This window comes from Wenjunlia tyrosinilytica (genome assembly GCF_014646055.1).
GTDB lineage: Bacteria > Actinomycetota > Actinomycetes > Streptomycetales > Streptomycetaceae > Wenjunlia > Wenjunlia tyrosinilytica.
The window spans coordinates 18,605-34,721 of record NZ_BMMS01000013.1; the positions used below are offsets into that span (position 1 = coordinate 18,605).

Here is a 16,117-nt window from a genome sequence, read left to right on the forward strand (position 1 = left end):
TAGAATCCCTGCACGTCCCACGCGGTCCCGATCGAGGACAGGCGCGGGTTCGGTTCAACATGCCCGCACAGCAGAGCAGTTACGTGCGCACCGTCGATGGTCGCGACTGTTCAGCGGTCGCAAGGACCTCCGCGGCACCCACGTGCCAAACGTCAAGGAGGACGAATGGCGGGGTCTCTCTTCCCCGGAAATCATGCTGCAGAGATCATTTCTGCAGGGTCAGCAGGGTCTGCCGGGCCGCCACCGGGCCTGGTCCACAAGTGGAGCCTCGCCGCGGATTCGAGCGGGGTGTCGGCCGTGCTCACCGGGGGAAACCGCGCGATCGTTCTGGTGATCGCCGGTGTCGCCCTCGCCGCTCTCGTCCTCGCCGGGGTCCTGGTCCGCCAGGTGCTCGCGGCCGACGAGGGCACGCCCAAGATGAAGGAGATCGCAGGCGCGATCCAGGAGGGCGCCAACGCCTACCTGGCGCGGCAGCTCCGCACGCTGAGCGTGTTCTCCGTCATCGTCTTCTTCCTCCTCATGCTGCTGCCGGCGGACGACTGGAACCAGCGGATCGGCCGCTCGATCTTCTTCCTCGTCGGCGCGGTCTTCTCCGCGACCACGGGCTACATCGGTATGTGGCTGGCGGTGCGCAGCAACGTGCGTGTGGCCGCCGCGGCACGTGCGGCGACCCCGGGTGTGCCCGCTCAGGGCGTCCACGAGGGCGGCGACGCTGCGGCCTCGGCGGGCGGCACGGATGTGAAGACGGTCTCGCACCGCGCGATGCGGATCGCGTTCCGCACGGGCGGCGTGGTCGGCATGTTCACCGTCGGCCTCGGCCTGCTCGGCGCCGCCGCAGTCGTGCTGATCTACGCCGAGAACGCCCCCAAGGTGCTCGAAGGCTTCGGCTTCGGCGCCGCGCTGCTGGCGATGTTCATGCGTGTCGGCGGCGGCATCTTCACCAAGGCCGCGGACGTCGGCGCGGACCTCGTCGGCAAGGTCGAGCAGGGCATCCCCGAGGACGACCCCCGCAACGCCGCGACCATCGCGGACAACGTCGGCGACAACGTCGGTGACTGCGCGGGAATGGCCGCCGACCTTTTCGAGTCGTACGCGGTGACGCTGGTCGCCGCATTGATCCTCGGCACGCTGGCATTCGGTGATGTGGGCCTGTCGTTCCCGCTGCTCGTTCCGGCGATCGGCGTGCTCACGGCCATGATCGGCATTTTCGCCGTGTCGCCGCGGATGAGCGACCGCAGCGGAATGACCGCGATCAACCGCGGCTTCTTCATCTCCGCGGTGATCTCCATCCTGCTGGTGGCAGTGGCGGTCTATGTCTACCTGCCGTCGAGCTTCTCGGATTTGGACAACGTCCCGAACTCGATCTCCAGCCACGACGGCGATCCGCGGATCTTCGCCCTTGTCGCCGTGGTGATCGGAATCGTGCTGGCCGCTCTCATCCAGCAGCTCACCGGCTACTTCACGGAAACGAACCGCCGTCCGGTCCGCGACATCGGCAAGACGTCGCTCACCGGTCCCGCGACGGTCGTGCTCGCCGGTATCTCGGTGGGCCTGGAGTCCGCGGTGTACTCGGCGGTGCTGATCGCCCTCGGCGTCTACGGCGCGTTCCTGCTCGGCGGCACCTCGCTGACGCTGGCGCTGTTCGCGGTGGCGCTGGCCGGAACGGGCCTGCTCACCACCGTCGGGGTCATCGTCGCCATGGACACCTTCGGCCCGGTGTCCGACAACGCGCAGGGCATCGCGGAGATGTCCGGCGACGTGCACGGCGAGGGCGCCCAGGTCCTCACCGAGCTGGACGCGGTCGGCAACACCACGAAGGCCATCACCAAGGGCATCGCCATCGCGACGGCGGTGCTGGCGGCGACGGCGCTGTTCGGCTCGTTCACCCGCGAGATCGACGAGGCGACGGCCGATGTCGGCTCGGCCGCGCACGGTCTGAGCCTCAACCTGAGCATCGCCCAGCCGAACAACCTCGTCGGGCTGATCCTCGGCGCCGCGGTGGTGTTCCTGTTCTCGGGGCTCGCGATCAACGCGGTCTCCCGGTCGGCGGGCGCGGTGGTCTTCGAGGTCCGCAACCAGTTCCGCACCAAGCCCGGGATCATGGACGGCACCGAGAAGCCCGAGTACGGGCGAGTGGTGGACATCTGCACCCGTGACGCGTTGCGGGAGCTGGCCACCCCGGGCCTGCTCGCGGTTCTCGCCCCGATCGCGGTCGGCTTCTCCCTCGGTGTCGGCCCGCTCGGCGCCTACCTCGCCGGGGCCATCGGCGCGGGCACCCTCATGGCGGTCTTCCTCGCCAACTCCGGCGGCGCTTGGGACAACGCGAAGAAGCTCGTCGAGGACGGCCACCACGGCGGCAAGGGGAGCGAGGCCCACGCGGCCACGGTGATCGGTGACACGATCGGCGACCCGTTCAAGGACACCGCGGGCCCGGCGATCAACCCATTGCTCAAGGTCATGAACCTGGTCTCCCTGCTGATCGCCTCCGCGGTCGTGAAGTACAGCTTCGGCGACGACAAGAACATCGGTCTGCGGATCGCCGTGGCCGCCGTGGCCGTCGTGATCATCGTTGGCGCGGTGTACCTGTCCAAGCGCCGCGGCATCACGATGGGCGAAGAGGCCACCTCGGAGGAGTCGGCCGCCCGGTCGGCCGACCCGGCGACGGTCTCCTAGATCCTGAGGGGCCTCCAGATCCTGAGGGCCTCGATTGTGAGGAGCCTCGATCCCGAGGTTCGACGCCGTGGGACGGCGGGAGGACGGCGGGCGGTGCGCATCCGGCGCACCCCCCGCCGCCGTTCTCGGGGATGTGCGAACCCTCTCAGGCAGCCTGGTTCAAACCTGGGCAAAGCGGGTCGCATCCTTCGGTCGGCCAGGCCGGAGCGCTCAATCGGCGTGTATGTTCCGGAGCGCACGAGCCACGGAAGGGACAGACCCGGTGAAGAAGAAGCTGGCTGCTGCACTGACCGGTGCGGCCCTCGCGGCGCTCGCACTCACGGGCTGCGGCGGCGACGACAGCGGCAAGAAGCGCGACAACTGGGCCAAGGACGTCTGCGACTCGGTCAGGAATCCGTTCGACTCGGCGCAGCAGGCACTCGCGGACATCGGCCAGGTCAAGCCGGACGAGAAGCCCGAGGCCCTGAAGAAGCGTCTGACCTCGGACATGGACAGGGTGGCCAAGGCCTACGACCAGTTGGCGGCCGGCGTGAACTCCGCGGGCGCCCCGCCCGTCGACAATGGCGCGACCCTCCAGAAGAACGCGGTCCAGGACCTCAACGACTCCTCCAAGGCCTACCGCGACCTCCAGAAGAAGGTCGCCGCCCTGGACACCAAGGACCAGTCGAAGTTCGCGGACGGCCTCAACGACCTCGGCACCGAGACCGAGACGCTGGGCAAGAAGGGCAGCGCGGGTCTGGACAAGCTCCAGGCCGGCGATCTGGGCAAGGCCATGGCCAAGCAGCCCGGCTGCAAGGCGAGCGGCCCCTCGTCCACCGTCCCCAACGGCACGACGGGCTCCGGAAACGGCTGACGGCGGCACCCCGCCGCCCGGGTGCGGGGCGGCACCCCGCCGCCCCGCACCCGCTCCGCTCGCACATCCGAGGCCGCCCCGGCCCCGGACCCGTGGGAGGGCGCGCCGCCCCCGGCGCGGCCGGGTCGTTCGAGGACCCACGCCGTTGGACAATGGTCCGCATGTACGGCCCCACCTACAACGACTCCCGCACCGCCCGCCTGCGCGAGGCACTGCGCCGTGCCGCCTACACGGCGGACGGCTGCCTCGACCTGCTCGGCGCCACCCCCTACGCCGCGCTCTCCAGGAACGAGACCGTGCCCGCCCTGCGCGCCACCCGCGGTGACAGCCCGCTGGAGACGCTGGTGCGGCTGTTCCTGCTCCAGTCGCCGGTGCCGCGCAAGCAGGCCGAGACCGCCCTGCCGGTGGACGAGTGCCTGGCCGACGGGTGGCTGGAAACCGATGGGGACGCGGTGCGGGCCACGGTCGACATCCGCCCCTACGGCGGAGAGGCCGGCGCCGACTGGTGGATCGTCTGCGACCTCGGCTGCGCGGTGGGCGGCGCGGGCGGCGCCCGAGAGGGCTCGGCCGACCTCGTCCTGGGGGTGGGCGGCGCCTCGACGACGCTGGCGAACATCGCCGTCCGCAAGGGCGTCGGCACCGCTCTCGATCTCGGCACCGGCTCCGGGGTCCAGGCGCTGCACGCCTCCCGTCATGCCGCCCGGGTGACCGCCACCGACCTCAATCCCCGCGCCCTGCGCTTCGCCCGTCTGACCCTGGCCCTGTCCGGGGTGGACAACGTCGAACTGGCCGAGGGCAGCCTCTTCGAGCCGGTCGGCGACCAGCGGTTCGATCTGATCGTCTCCAACCCGCCGTTCGTCATCTCCCCGGCCGGACGGTTCGTCTACCGGGACGCGGGGATGGCGGGTGACGACCTGTGCCGCACCCTCATCGGCCAGGCCGCGGAACGCCTCAACGACGGTGGCTACTGCCAGCTCCTCGCCAACTGGCAGCACGTCGAGGGGGAGGACTGGCACGAGCGGCTCGCCGGATGGATCGCCCCGACCGGCTGCGACGCCTGGGTCGTCCAGCGCGAGGTGCAGGACCCGGCGCAGTACGCGGAGCTGTGGCTGCGCGACGGCGGCGACCACCGCGGCGACCCGGTGGACTACGCGGCGCGCTACGACGAATGGCTGGACGAGTTCGAGCGGCAGCGGGTCAAGGGGATCGGCTTCGGCTGGATCACTCTGCGCAAGGCGGGGTCGGACCGGCCGGCCGTGCGCATCGAGGACTGGCCGCACCCGGTGGAGCAGCCCCTCGGCGAGCACATCGAACGGTGGTTCGCCCGTCAGGACTTCCTGCGCGACCACGACGACGCGGCCCTGCTGGCCACCCGGTTGAGGCTCGCCGACGACGTGGTGCAGGAGCAGATGGGCCTGCCCGGCTCCGAGGACCCGGAGCACGTGGTGCTGCGCCACAACCGCGGGATGTGCCGCGCCACCAAGGTCGACACGGTCGGCGCCGGATTCGCGGGGGCCTGTGACGGCACCTTGGAGGCGGGCGCGATCCTCGACGCCATCGCCCAACTCATCGACGAGGACCCGGTCCGCCTGCGTGACCGCACCCCGGACGCGATCCGCCTGCTGGTCGAGGAGGGCTTCCTCGAACCTCCCGTGTAGGGCACGGCCGGGCCCTGGACGACGGTCGCGGCGGTGGCGGGCAGACGGGTTGGAGGCTGATTTCAAGCCACATTGCGCACCACGGCCCAGGCGACCGCGACCGCCAGGACCGCCGCTGTGCCCCGTGAGTCCAGCCGCGGGGCGTACCGTCGGCCCCGCAGGCCGGCCACGAGCCAGCGGCCGAAAACGAACGCGAGGACCGGCGTCGCGGCGAGCAGGGCCGCGTTGTCGTGCGGAGCCGCGGCGAAGTCGCCGTGGAGCAGGTCGTAGGCCAAGCGGGTGCCGCCGCAGAACGGGCAGAGCAGGCCGGTGGCCCAGTGGAACGGGCAGCGGGGCAGCAGGCCGCCGGGCCCGTGCGGGTCGGTGCCCCACAGATACGTGGCGGCGGCGGTCGCGGCGGTTACGGCCCCCAACGGGGGAGCGGCCGGGTGCCGCGCGAGCGCCCGGACCCGGAGCCGGAGCCGGGCCGGGAGCCGGACTCGGACCCGGATTGGGGCCCGGATCGGGGCCCGGGCCGACGGGCTCTGCTGGGACATGGCCGCCATCCTGCCAGGGCGTGTTTCCCACCAGAAAGGGGTCGCACTCGCCCGGCGCCCTCTCCGCGCCAATCGGGCCTTCCGGAAACCGGCCCACCCCGCCCCCCGTCGCTCTCCCCACTCCCGTTCGTACGGAACTCCCGTTCGTACGGAGCCGCTCCCGTTCGTCCGCTCTTCGCGCTCCTGTTCGTACGGAGCCGCTCCCGTTCGTTCGGAGCGCTCCCGTTCACCCGGGGTTGGTCCGGATGACGCCCCGCCGTGGCGGGCGCGTGGCAGCGTGGCGGCCTCGTTCGGGGAGAGTCGCACGGGGTGACTGGGGAGGGCGCGATGGAGAGCGGTCCCGCGGTGTTCGCCGGGGCGGTGTTCTCGCTGTTCGGCGCGGGGCTGCTGGCATGGTCGGGGGCGCGGTGGCGCCTGCGGTCGCCGGTGGTACAGGGCGCGGGCGCCGGGGCGGCGGCGCTGTGTGTGGCCGCTGGAACAGCTTTTCTCGTGGTTGGCTTCTGGTGCCTGACTAGCGTCTGAATGCAGCTGATCTTTGCTGAGATACACACCAATCGGTACCGAACGGACATCGGTGGCGGTCCGTGGGGCAGGATGAGGGGTACTCGGGTTACCGTTCGAGTGGCGTTGCGGGCATTCTCCGTTTGACACGGGGGGCTGGGTTACGGTCACACTCCGCAACGTCACCCCTTTTCGACACCGAGAGAAGAGCGAAGTTGTCCCCGACCAGCGAGACCGCGCGCAACGGCCGCCGACTCGTCATCGTCGAGTCGCCGGCCAAGGCGAAGACGATCAAGGGCTACCTGGGCCCTGGCTACGTGGTCGAAGCCAGCGTGGGGCACATCCGCGACCTGCCCAACGGGGCCGCCGAAGTGCCCGCCAAGTACAAGGGCGAAACCTGGGCACGCCTCGGCGTGAACGTGCACCAGGACTTCCAGCCGATCTACGTCATCAACAGCGACAAGAAGGCACAGGTCGCCAAGCTCAAGAGTCTGCTCGCCGAGGCCGACGAGCTCTTCCTCGCCACGGATGAGGACCGCGAGGGCGAGGCCATCGCCTGGCATCTGCGGGAAGTCCTCAAGCCCAAGGTGCCTGTGCGCCGCATGGTCTTCCACGAGATCACCAAGGACGCGATCCGCCAGGCCGTCGCCAGCCCGCGCGACATCAACCACCGCCTCGTCGAGGCCCAGGAGACCCGCCGCATCCTCGACCGCCTCTACGGCTACGAGGTGTCGCCGGTCCTGTGGAAGAAGGTCATGCCCAGGCTGTCCGCCGGGCGTGTGCAGTCCGTCGCCACCCGGCTGGTCGTGGAGCGCGAGCGGGAGCGCATCGCGTTCACCTCGGCCGAGTACTGGGACCTGACCGGCACCTTCTCCACCGGCCGCGAGGGCGACGCCTCCGACCCGGGTTCGTTCGGGGCACGCCTGGTCACGGTCGACGGCCGCAGAGTCGCCCAGGGCCGTGACTTCGCCACGACCGGCCGGCTCAAGCCGGGCGCCGACGTCCTCCACCTGGACGAGCAGGCCGCCACCACCCTGGCCGCCGCGCTGCAGGGCTCCGCGTTCAGCGTCCGGGGCGTGGAGTCGAAGCCGTACCGGCGCAGCCCCTACGCCCCGTTCCGCACGACGACCATGCAGCAGGAGGCCTCCCGCAAGCTGGGCTTCGGCGCCAAGCGGACGATGCAGGTCGCCCAGAAGCTGTACGAGAACGGCTTCATCACCTACATGCGTACGGACTCCGTCACGCTGTCGGGGACGGCGCTCACGGCGGCCCGTGCCCAGGTGGAGCAGCTGTACGGCCGCGACTACCTGCCGGACGCCCCGCGCACCTACACGGGCAAGGTCAAGAACGCGCAGGAGGCGCACGAGGCGATCCGCCCCTCCGGCGACCGGTTCAGGACCCCGGCGGAGACGGGCCTTTCGGGCGACGAGTTCCGGCTGTACGAGCTGATCTGGATGCGCACGGTCGCGTCGCAGATGAAGGACGCCGTCGGCCAGTCGGTGACCGTGCGGGTCGGCGGCCTCAGCGCCGACGGCCGCGACGCCGAGTTCTCCGCCTCCGGCAAGATCATCACCTTCCACGGCTTCCTCAAGGCGTACGTCGAGGGCCGCGACGACCCCGAGGCCGAGCTCGACGACCGGGAGCGGCGGCTGCCGCAGGTTGCCGAGGGCGACCCGCTGGGCGCCGACGACGTCACCGCGGACGGGCACGCCACCAAGCCCCCGGCCCGCTACACCGAGGCCAGCCTGGTCAAGGAGCTCGAGGAGCGCGAGATCGGCCGCCCGTCGACGTACGCGTCGATCATCGGCACGATCCTCGACCGCGGCTACGTCTTCAAGAAGGGGACGGCGCTCGTTCCGTCCTTCCTGTCGTTCGCCGTCGTCAGCCTGCTGGAGAAGCACTTCGGCCGCCTGGTCGACTACGACTTCACGGCGAAGATGGAGGACGACCTCGACCGCATCGCCCGCGGCGAGGCCGAGGCGGTGCCGTGGCTGCGCCGCTTCTACTTCGGTTCGGAGGAGGGCCCGGCGGGCTCGGCCGCCGACGCGGGCAACGGCGACGGCGACCACCTCGGCGGCCTCAAGGCGCTCGTCGAGGACCTCGGTGCCATCGACGCCCGTGAGGTCTCCACCTTCCCCGTCGGCGACGGCATCGTGCTGCGGGTGGGCCGCTACGGCCCCTACGTGGAGAAGGACGGTCAGCGCGCCGACGTCCCCGACGACCTGCCGCCGGACGAGCTGACCGCAGAGTTGGCCGAGGAGTTCCTCGCCAAACCCAGCCGTGAGCGCGAGCTGGGCACGGACCCCGAGACCAGTCACCTCATCGTGGCCAAGGACGGCCGCTACGGCCCCTACGTCACCGAGGTGCTGCCCGAGGGCACGCCGAAGACGGGCAAGAACGCGGTGAAGCCCCGGACGGCCTCGCTGTTCAAGTCGATGTCGCTGGAGACGGTCGCGCTCGAGGACGCGCTGAAGCTGTTCAGCCTGCCCCGGGTAGTGGGTGTCGATCCGGAGGCGGGCGAGGAGATCACCGCTCAGAACGGGCGCTACGGGCCGTACCTGAAGAAGGGCACGGACTCGCGTTCGCTCGAGGGCGAGGAGCAGATCTTCACGATCACCCTGGAAGAGGCCTTGGCCATCTACGCCCAGCCCAAGCAGCGAGGGCGGGCCGCGGCCAAGCCTCCGCTCAAGGAGCTGGGCACCGACCCGGTGAGCGGCAAGCCTGTCGTGGTCAAGGACGGGCGCTTCGGCCCGTACGTCACCGACGGCGAGACCAACGCGACCCTGCGGCGGGACGACGACGTCGAGACGATCACGCCCGAGCGCGGCTACGAGCTGCTGGCGGACAAGCGCGCCAAGGGTCCGGCGCCGAAGAAGAAGGCGGCGGCGAAGAAGACGGCCGCGAAGAAGGCCCCGGCCAAGAAGGCCGCCGCGAAGAAGACGGCGACCAAGGCGGCCACGAAGAAGACCACCGCCAAGAAGGCGGCCGCCAAGACCACGGCCGCCAAGACCACAGCCGGCGCAGCCAAGAAGGCGGCGGCGCAGAAGGCGACGGCGGCGAGCGATCCGACCGTGCCGGAGGCCGAGCGCGCGGAGATTCGCTGAACGGGCGGAGAGTCGCTGAACGGTCGGACAGTCGCTGGCAGGTGGAGATTCGCTGAACAGGCGGAGATTCGCTGAGAGGCGGAGAGTCGCTGAGAGACCGCCCGGTTCCGGTCCGTTCGGGGCCGGGCGGACCCATGGGGAGTTCCGTGGGGGCGCGTTCACGGGGGCATGTCCACTGGGCGGGCGCGGTCCGGAGGGCGCGGGAACGGACTTCCGGAGGCGGTTCCGTCCGCCCATCCGCCTGTACGTTCGGGTAGGTGGGTATTGAAAATCGGTGCTCCGGATAGGCTGGCAGGATGACGCGTGGCGACCAGTCAACGGATGTGCCCGAGCCGACAGGCGCAGCGGGGGGCGACGCCGTACTCGCCGCCGACTCCCGTGAGCGTGCCGTCGGAGCTCTGCTGCGCATTCCCAGGCTGCGCAAGCTCTGGACGGCGCAGTTCATCGGCGGGATCGCCGATCGGCTTGCCCTGCTCGTCCTGCTGGTGCTGGCCGTGCAGGCGGCGATCGAGGCCCAGCCGTTCGGCGGTGGCTACCGTGGCGTGGCGTTCTCCGTGGCGGCGGTCTTCGCCGCCCGCCTGCTCGCCACACTGATCTTCGGCGCCGTCCTGCTGGGGCCGCTGGCCGCCCTGACGTCGCCGGGCGGCGGACTCGACCGGCGCTGGACCATGATCGTCGGCGACGGCGTGCGGCTGGCCCTGCTCGTCGTGGCGCCGCTGTGGATCGACTGGACGCCCTCCTCGGCGCTGACGTGGATCCTCGTCACCGCGTTCGTCGTCGGCGCGGCGGAACGGATCTGGACGGTCGCCAAGAACGGCGCCGCGCCCGCGCTCCTGCCGGTTCCGGCCGCCCTCCTGACGCCCGTCGAACCGGCGTCGGCCGCCCCTGGTGCCAAGGCCACCGAGGCCGCCGCCGGGCCCGCTCCCGAAGCGACCGTGCAACTCGGCACGGTGGCCGCCGGTGCCGCCGGTGCCGCCGGGGCCGTTGGAGGCGCCGGGGCGCCCGGCGAGAAGGCCAGGGCCGCCGCGAAGCCGCCGGTGCCGACCGTGCGTCCGTCGGTCGCGCACCTGGACGCGTTGCACCGCCTCGACCTGCGCACCAGCTACGGCACGGTGCCGCTCGCCGCCGCCGCGCTGGTCCTCATCACGCTCCTCGGCAACCTTCTCGCGGTCGGCGTCGACTGGTTCCACACCCACCAGGTTGCGCTCGCCAGTGACGCGGCGGCCGGACTGTTCGCCGCCTCCATCGCCATGCTGTACCTGCTGGACCTTCCGGGCGCCGCGGGCCCCCGGCCCCGTTCGCCGCTCGAAGGACTGCGTCGGCCCGAGGACGGCCAAGGCCGCACCGGAGCCGCGACCGTCCTCGTTCTCAGCACCGCCGCGACATGCGCCGCGGTCGCCGCGGCGTTCGCGCTCGCCGTGCTGCACGCCTTCGACCTCGGCGGAGGGCCCGTCGGCTTCGGCCTTCTCGCCCTCGCGCTGACCGCAGGACCGGCCATCGGGATCAAGCTCGCGCCCAGCACCCTGCGGGGGCTGTCCAGGCGCCGTCTGTTCTCGCTCGCCATCGCCGTCACGGGGCTGGCACTCCTGCTCGCCGGGCTCGTTCCGGATCCGACCACCGTCCTGCTGCTCGCCCTCCTGGCGGGAACCGGCCTAGGCGTCGCCGCCAACACCGGCCACACCCTCCTTGACCACGAGTTCGAGGAGCCGCGTCGCGCTCGTGTCACCGACCATCTGCACGCGGTCGTCCGCCTCTTCGTCGGCCTCGCCGCCGTCGGCGCCCCGCTGATCGCGGGCGCGATCGGCCCCCACCGCGTGGTCAACGGCCACTTCACGTTCTCGCACGGCGGCGCCGGGTTCACCCTGATGCTCGCCGGGGCGCTCCTGCTGCCGGTCGCCGCGCTCGTCCTCATCCGCACCGACGACCGCCAGGGCGTCCCCTTCGGCCGTGATCTGCGCGAGGCACTCCTGCGAGAGCCGGAGCCCAAGCAGCAGCCCGCCGCGACGGGCTTCTTCATCGCTCTCGAAGGCGGGGACGGCGCCGGCAAGTCCACCCAGGTGGAGAAGCTCGCCGACTGGATCCGCGGCAAGGGCCACGAGGTCGTGGTCACTCGCGAGCCGGGCGCCACCGCCATCGGCAAACGCCTTCGCTCGATCCTGCTCGATGTCTCCAACACCGGTATCTCGCACCGCTCCGAGGCCCTGCTCTACGCGGCCGACCGCGCCGAGCACGTGGACTCGGTCGTACGCCCCGCTCTTGAGCGTGGCGCCGTCGTCATCACCGACCGCTACATCGACTCCTCGGTCGCCTACCAGGGCGCGGGCCGCGACCTGTCGCCCACGGAGGTCGCCCGTATCTCGCGCTGGGCGACCGGTGGCCTCGTTCCGCACCTGACCGTGCTCCTCGACGTCTCTCCCGAGGTGGCCAGGGAGCGGTTCACCGAGGCACCCGATCGACTCGAGTCCGAGCCCGCCGAGTTCCACCAGCGCGTGCGCAGCGGTTTCCTCGCCCTCGCGGCGGCCGATCCCGCCCGCTACCTCGTCGTCGACGCGGGCCAGGACCCCGAGGCCGTCGCCACGATCGTGCGGCACCGTCTCGACCGTGAGCTCCCGCTGTCCGAGCAGGAGATCCGGGCGCGGGCCGAGGCCGAGCGCAGGGCCGCCGAGGAGGCGCGCCGCCGGGCCGAGGAGGAGGCCAAGCGCAAGGCGGAGGAGGAGCGCCAGGAGAGGGAGCGGCAGGAACAGCTCGCGAAGCTGCGGGCGGAGGAAGAGGCCCGCAAGCGTGCCGAGGAGGAGGAAGCCCGGCGCCAGGAGGCGGAGCGGCAGGCCGAGGAGGCCCGTCGGCGTGCCGAGGAGGCACGGCTGAGGGCAGAGGAGGAGGCCCGCCGCCGGGAGGAAGAGGAGCGGGCACGGCGGGAGCGGGAGGAGTACGCACGCCGCCAGGCCGAGGAGGAGGCACGGCTTCACCAGGAGGCCGAGGCACGACGGCTGGAAAAGCAGCGCAAGGCCGAGGAGTCCCTGCGCCGGGCGGAGGAGGCGCGCCGCAAGGCCGAGGTGGAGGCGGCCGCGGCGGCCGCTGCCGCGGAGGCGGAAGCCGCGGCCAAGCTCGAGCAGCCCGCCGGGCCCGCCGCGCCCGGTGCCCCGGACACCGTGGAGACGGTGGAGAACCCGGTGCTCGCGCCCGGCGGCAACGACGCCACGCAGACTGTGGAGACCCCGCGTCCCCGGCCGGCGAACGCCGCCGACGAGACCAAGGTCTTCCCCAAGGTGCCGAGTTGGGCCACCGACGAGACCGAGGTGCTGCCGCCCGTCCCCAAGTCACCGCCGGCGCAGCCCACTTCCGGGTCCGAGGAGTCGTCGGAGTCGTCGGCGCGCGGAGCCCGCAAGAGCGCTTCGTCGCCCGAGCCTCCCAGGACCCCGCGGGGGCGGGGCGGGTCCAAGGCTTCCGGCGATTCCGGGATGTCCGAGACCCACGAGATTCCCGGCTCCGGTGTCACGGGCACGCGCCCGTCCGCGGACGCCGACGAGACCACCGTTCTGCCGCCGGTGACGGACGCGGGCGAGACCGCCCGCCTGCCGAGGACGCCCGCGGGTCCGGAGAGCGGCGGCGAACGGGGATCCTCCGGCCATCGCCGGTCGCCCGAGGGCCGGTCGCCCGAGGGTGGGTCGCCCGAGCAGGGGACCACTCCCGCCGACCGCGTTCCGCCGTGGCTGTGGCGTCCCGAGCCCGAGCAGCCGCAGTCCCGCACCGAGCGCACCCGTGAGCTCCCGCAGGTCGGTCCGGCGGGCCGGACGGCTCAGCGTCCGGGCGACGGCACTCAGCGCTCGGGCGACGCGACTCAGCGCTCGGGCGACGCGACTCAGCATCGCAACCGTCCGCGTTCCGACTGGGCGGAGGAGACCCCGCTCGACGACCTGCCGACGCTCGCGGACGAACTGCTCGGCCCGCGCGAGGACGACTGGGACGACGGCAACGAAGGCCGCAGGGGCCGCAAGTAGGGCACCGGGCGGGCCCGAAGCACATCGACGTACTCGGCACAGGGAACAGGAAGCCGTATGGCCGTTTGGGACGACGTGGTCGGCCAGGAGCGAGTGGTGGAGCAGCTGAGCGCCGCCGCCCGCGACGCCGACGCGCTGGTCTCGCACAACGCGAGCCCGGCCGAGCAGTCGGCGATGACGCATGCCTGGCTGTTCACCGGCCCACCAGGCTCGGGACGGTCCACCGCGGCCCGTGCCTTCGCGGCCGCCCTGCAGTGCGTCAGCCCCGACCGCGCCCTCGGCGGCGCTCCCGGCTGCGGCTTCTGCGAGGGCTGCCACACCGCGCTCATCGGCACCCACGCCGATGTCGAGGTCGTCGCCACGGACCAGCTGACCATAGGTGTGAAGGACACCCGGGACCTGGTGCGCCGCTCCTCGCTGTCACCCGCGAGCGGTCGTTGGCAGATCATCGTGCTGGAGGACGCCGACCGGCTGACCGAGGGCGCGGGAAACGTCCTGCTGAAAGCCGTCGAGGAGCCCGCCCCCCGCACCGTGTGGCTGCTGTGCGCGCCCTCGCTCGAGGATGTGCTGCCCACGATCCGCTCCCGCTGCCGCCACCTTGTGCTGCGCACACCGCCCGCGGACGCGATCGCCGATGTGCTCATGAGGCGTGACGGCATCGAACCGGAGATGGCCGTGTTCGCCGCACGCGCCGCCCACGGGCACATCGGCCGGGCCCGCCGCCTGGCCACGGACGAGACCGCGCGCTCCCGCCGCAGCGAGGTGCTTCAAGTGCCGCTCCAGGTCCACGACATCGGCGGCTGCCTCAAGGCCGCGCAGAAGCTCGTGGACTCCGCGGCGGACGACGCCAAGCAGGTCGCCGAGGAGACCGACACCAAGGAGACCGAGGACCTGCGTGCCGCCCTGGGCGCCGCCGCGGGCCTCGGCGGACGCCTGCCCCGAGGCACGGCCGGTGCGATGAAGGACCTCCAGGACCGCCAGAAGAGCCGGGCGACGCGGACCAAGCGCGACACACTCGACCGGGCACTGGTGGACCTGGCGGGCTTCTACCGCGATGTGCTGGCCGTCCAGCTCGGAGCGGGAGGCGAACTCGCCAACGCCGAGGTGCGCCAGTCCATCGACCGGATCGCCTCTTCCTCGACCCCGGAGAACACCCTGCGCCGCCTCGAAGCCATCCTCGGCTGCCGAGAGGCCCTGGAGAGCAATGTGGCCCCGCTCCTGGCCGTCGAGGCGATGACGATGGCCCTGCGAGCGGGCTGAGCCGCCTGCGGGTGGACTGCGCCGTTCCACGCGACGGCCGACTGTCGTGGAGCGGGCTGAACGTCTCGCGAGGACCGAGCCGGGCCGAGGCGCACATGCCCCTTCCCTACGGCGTCTTCCCTACTGCCTTCGGGTGATCATTCGGCGGCGGGCCGGACGCCGACGTGTCCCGTCCCGCGGCGCGTTGCAGGCTGCTTGCGCCGCGCCCGCCTCGTCCCCGCGCGGCGTCGCCCGGTCCCGAGGTGGTTCCCGATGGTCGATACCGTCCTCCTGCTCGTCCTGCTGCTCCTCTCCGGATGGCTCCTCCTCACCCTGCTGCGCTCCGCCCTGCGGCGCTGGCAGATGGAACGCTCCGGCCTCGTCTACGAACTCCCCGCGAACTACCGCGCCGCCCTCCTGCGCCTGGCCGCCGCCGCAGCCGTCCTCGCCGTCACCACCGGCACGGCGGTCGCCGTGGTCACTCGGAACCTCTCACGCCCCGGCCCCGTCGTCGCCGCGCCCGCGACCACCGGGAGCCCGTCCCACACCCACCGTCCGGCCAATGACGACGCCGAGCCGCACCGGGCGGCCCCGGCGACGCGGGCGCCCCGCACCATCGGCCACCCCGCCCGGGGCACCCTCCAGCGACTGCCCGGCACCCGAGCCGAGGTCTGGCTGCCCGCCGTGTACTCCAGCCGCACCGGCAACGCCCTCGCCTACCCCGTCGTCATCGCCCACATCCCCGTGAGCGCCGCCACCGAGCTCTTCGAGGCGTTCGACCGCTACACCCTGCGTGGCCTCTCCCACCCGTTCATCGTCGCGGTGGCCCCCGACTGCGGCCCCGTTGAGCCCTCCACCGGGCAGGGCCCGACCGCGGGCGAAACAGCCATCGACAAAACAGCCATGTACAAGGCCGCCGCGGGTGAAACAGCCGTGGACAAATCAGCGGTGGGCAAAACATCCACGGACAAAACATCCACGGACAAAACAGCCACGGACAAAACAGCCACGGACAAAACAGCCATGGGCAAAACAGCCGTGGGCAAAGAATCCGTGGACAAGACAGGGGACGAAGCGCTGGAACGGGCGCTGGAGGCGCACTACCGCGTACTGCGCGGCCGTACGGGACGCGCTGTGCTCGGCCTCGACACCACCGGCCCCTGCGCCCTCGCCTCCGTGCTGCGCCACCCCGACCGATTCCGGGCCGCCGCGGCCATCTCCAGCAGCCGCGGAGGGCAGGCCGCCGGCCTCCCCGTCTCCGCGCCGCCTGCCGCCTCCGACCGGCACCTCGCGTTGCTCTCCGCCACAACCGACACAGCCGCTCGCAGAGCGGCCTACCAGCTGCGGGCGAAACTGGCCCCGTTCGCCGACACCCGTATCGTGGACAGCATCGGCGGCACAGGGGCCGCCGACGTACGTCGCCACCTGTTCGCCGTCGCTTCCCAGTACCTCACCGAGCAACTCGGCCCGCCTCAGCGCAGGTAGGGGCGCGCCGCCCCGGTCGGCGCCGGGTTCCCCGATCACGGGCAACGGTGCGGCTACGCTCCGTCAATCA

General features: G+C 71.9%; 9 protein-coding genes. 8 read left to right on the forward strand and 1 reads right to left on the reverse strand.

All coding sequences use genetic code 11. From position 1 onward, the window contains the following. Positions 1-297 precede the first annotated feature (297 nt). From IEY86_RS15990 to IEY86_RS16000, 3 genes are all read left to right on the forward strand, one after another. Positions 298-2,673 (forward strand): sodium-translocating pyrophosphatase, encoded by a 2,376-nt coding sequence (locus IEY86_RS15990; protein ID WP_229698473.1) that lies wholly within the window; start codon positions 298-300, stop codon positions 2,671-2,673. Positions 2,674-2,935: 262 nt separating this feature from the next. Then, positions 2,936-3,526, forward strand: coding sequence for a small secreted protein (locus IEY86_RS15995; protein ID WP_229698474.1), 591 nt, complete (start codon positions 2,936-2,938; stop codon positions 3,524-3,526). Positions 3,527-3,687: 161 nt separating this feature from the next. Next, a complete protein-coding gene (locus tag IEY86_RS16000) occupies positions 3,688-5,184 on the forward strand; it encodes a DUF7059 domain-containing protein (protein WP_373287036.1) in 1,497 nt (498 codons plus the stop codon). 62 nt (positions 5,185-5,246) lie between these two features. On the opposite strand, the gene IEY86_RS16005 is transcribed toward IEY86_RS16000, so the two are convergent. Further along, complete coding sequence (locus IEY86_RS16005) at positions 5,247-5,597, reverse strand: DUF2752 domain-containing protein (protein WP_308425146.1); 351 nt, start codon at positions 5,595-5,597, stop codon at positions 5,247-5,249. A 432-nt stretch (positions 5,598-6,029) separates the two neighbouring features. On the opposite strand from IEY86_RS16005, the gene IEY86_RS16010 reads away from it, so the two are divergent. From IEY86_RS16010 to IEY86_RS16030, 5 genes are all read left to right on the forward strand, one after another. Further along, entirely contained in the window at positions 6,030-6,242 is a 213-nt protein-coding gene (locus tag IEY86_RS16010; protein ID WP_373287037.1) for a hypothetical protein, read from the forward strand. Between the two features lie 194 nt (positions 6,243-6,436). After that, positions 6,437-9,325, forward strand: coding sequence for a type I DNA topoisomerase (gene topA, locus IEY86_RS16015; protein ID WP_189132371.1), 2,889 nt, complete (start codon positions 6,437-6,439; stop codon positions 9,323-9,325). Positions 9,326-9,621: 296 nt separating this feature from the next. After that, complete coding sequence (gene tmk, locus IEY86_RS16020; protein WP_189132372.1) at positions 9,622-13,323, forward strand: dTMP kinase; 3,702 nt, start codon at positions 9,622-9,624, stop codon at positions 13,321-13,323. A 57-nt stretch (positions 13,324-13,380) separates the two neighbouring features. Then, on the forward strand, positions 13,381-14,583 hold the full coding sequence (locus IEY86_RS16025) for a DNA polymerase III subunit delta' (RefSeq protein WP_189132373.1): 1,203 nt from the start codon (positions 13,381-13,383) through the stop codon (positions 14,581-14,583). A gap of 252 nt (positions 14,584-14,835) precedes the next feature. After that, positions 14,836-16,047, forward strand: a complete 1,212-nt coding sequence (locus tag IEY86_RS16030; RefSeq protein WP_189132374.1) for a hypothetical protein — start codon at positions 14,836-14,838, stop codon at positions 16,045-16,047. Positions 16,048-16,117: the final 70 nt, after the last annotated feature.

Coding starts and splice junctions, on each gene's coding strand:
- IEY86_RS16000 (WP_373287036.1), top strand. CDS start 3,688: ATGTACGGCCCCACCTACAACGACTCCCGCACCGCCCGCCTGCGCGAG.
- tmk (WP_189132372.1), top strand. CDS start 9,622: ATGACGCGTGGCGACCAGTCAACGGATGTGCCCGAGCCGACAGGCGCA.
- IEY86_RS16025 (WP_189132373.1), top strand. CDS start 13,381: ATGGCCGTTTGGGACGACGTGGTCGGCCAGGAGCGAGTGGTGGAGCAG.
- IEY86_RS16030 (WP_189132374.1), top strand. CDS start 14,836: ATGGTCGATACCGTCCTCCTGCTCGTCCTGCTGCTCCTCTCCGGATGG.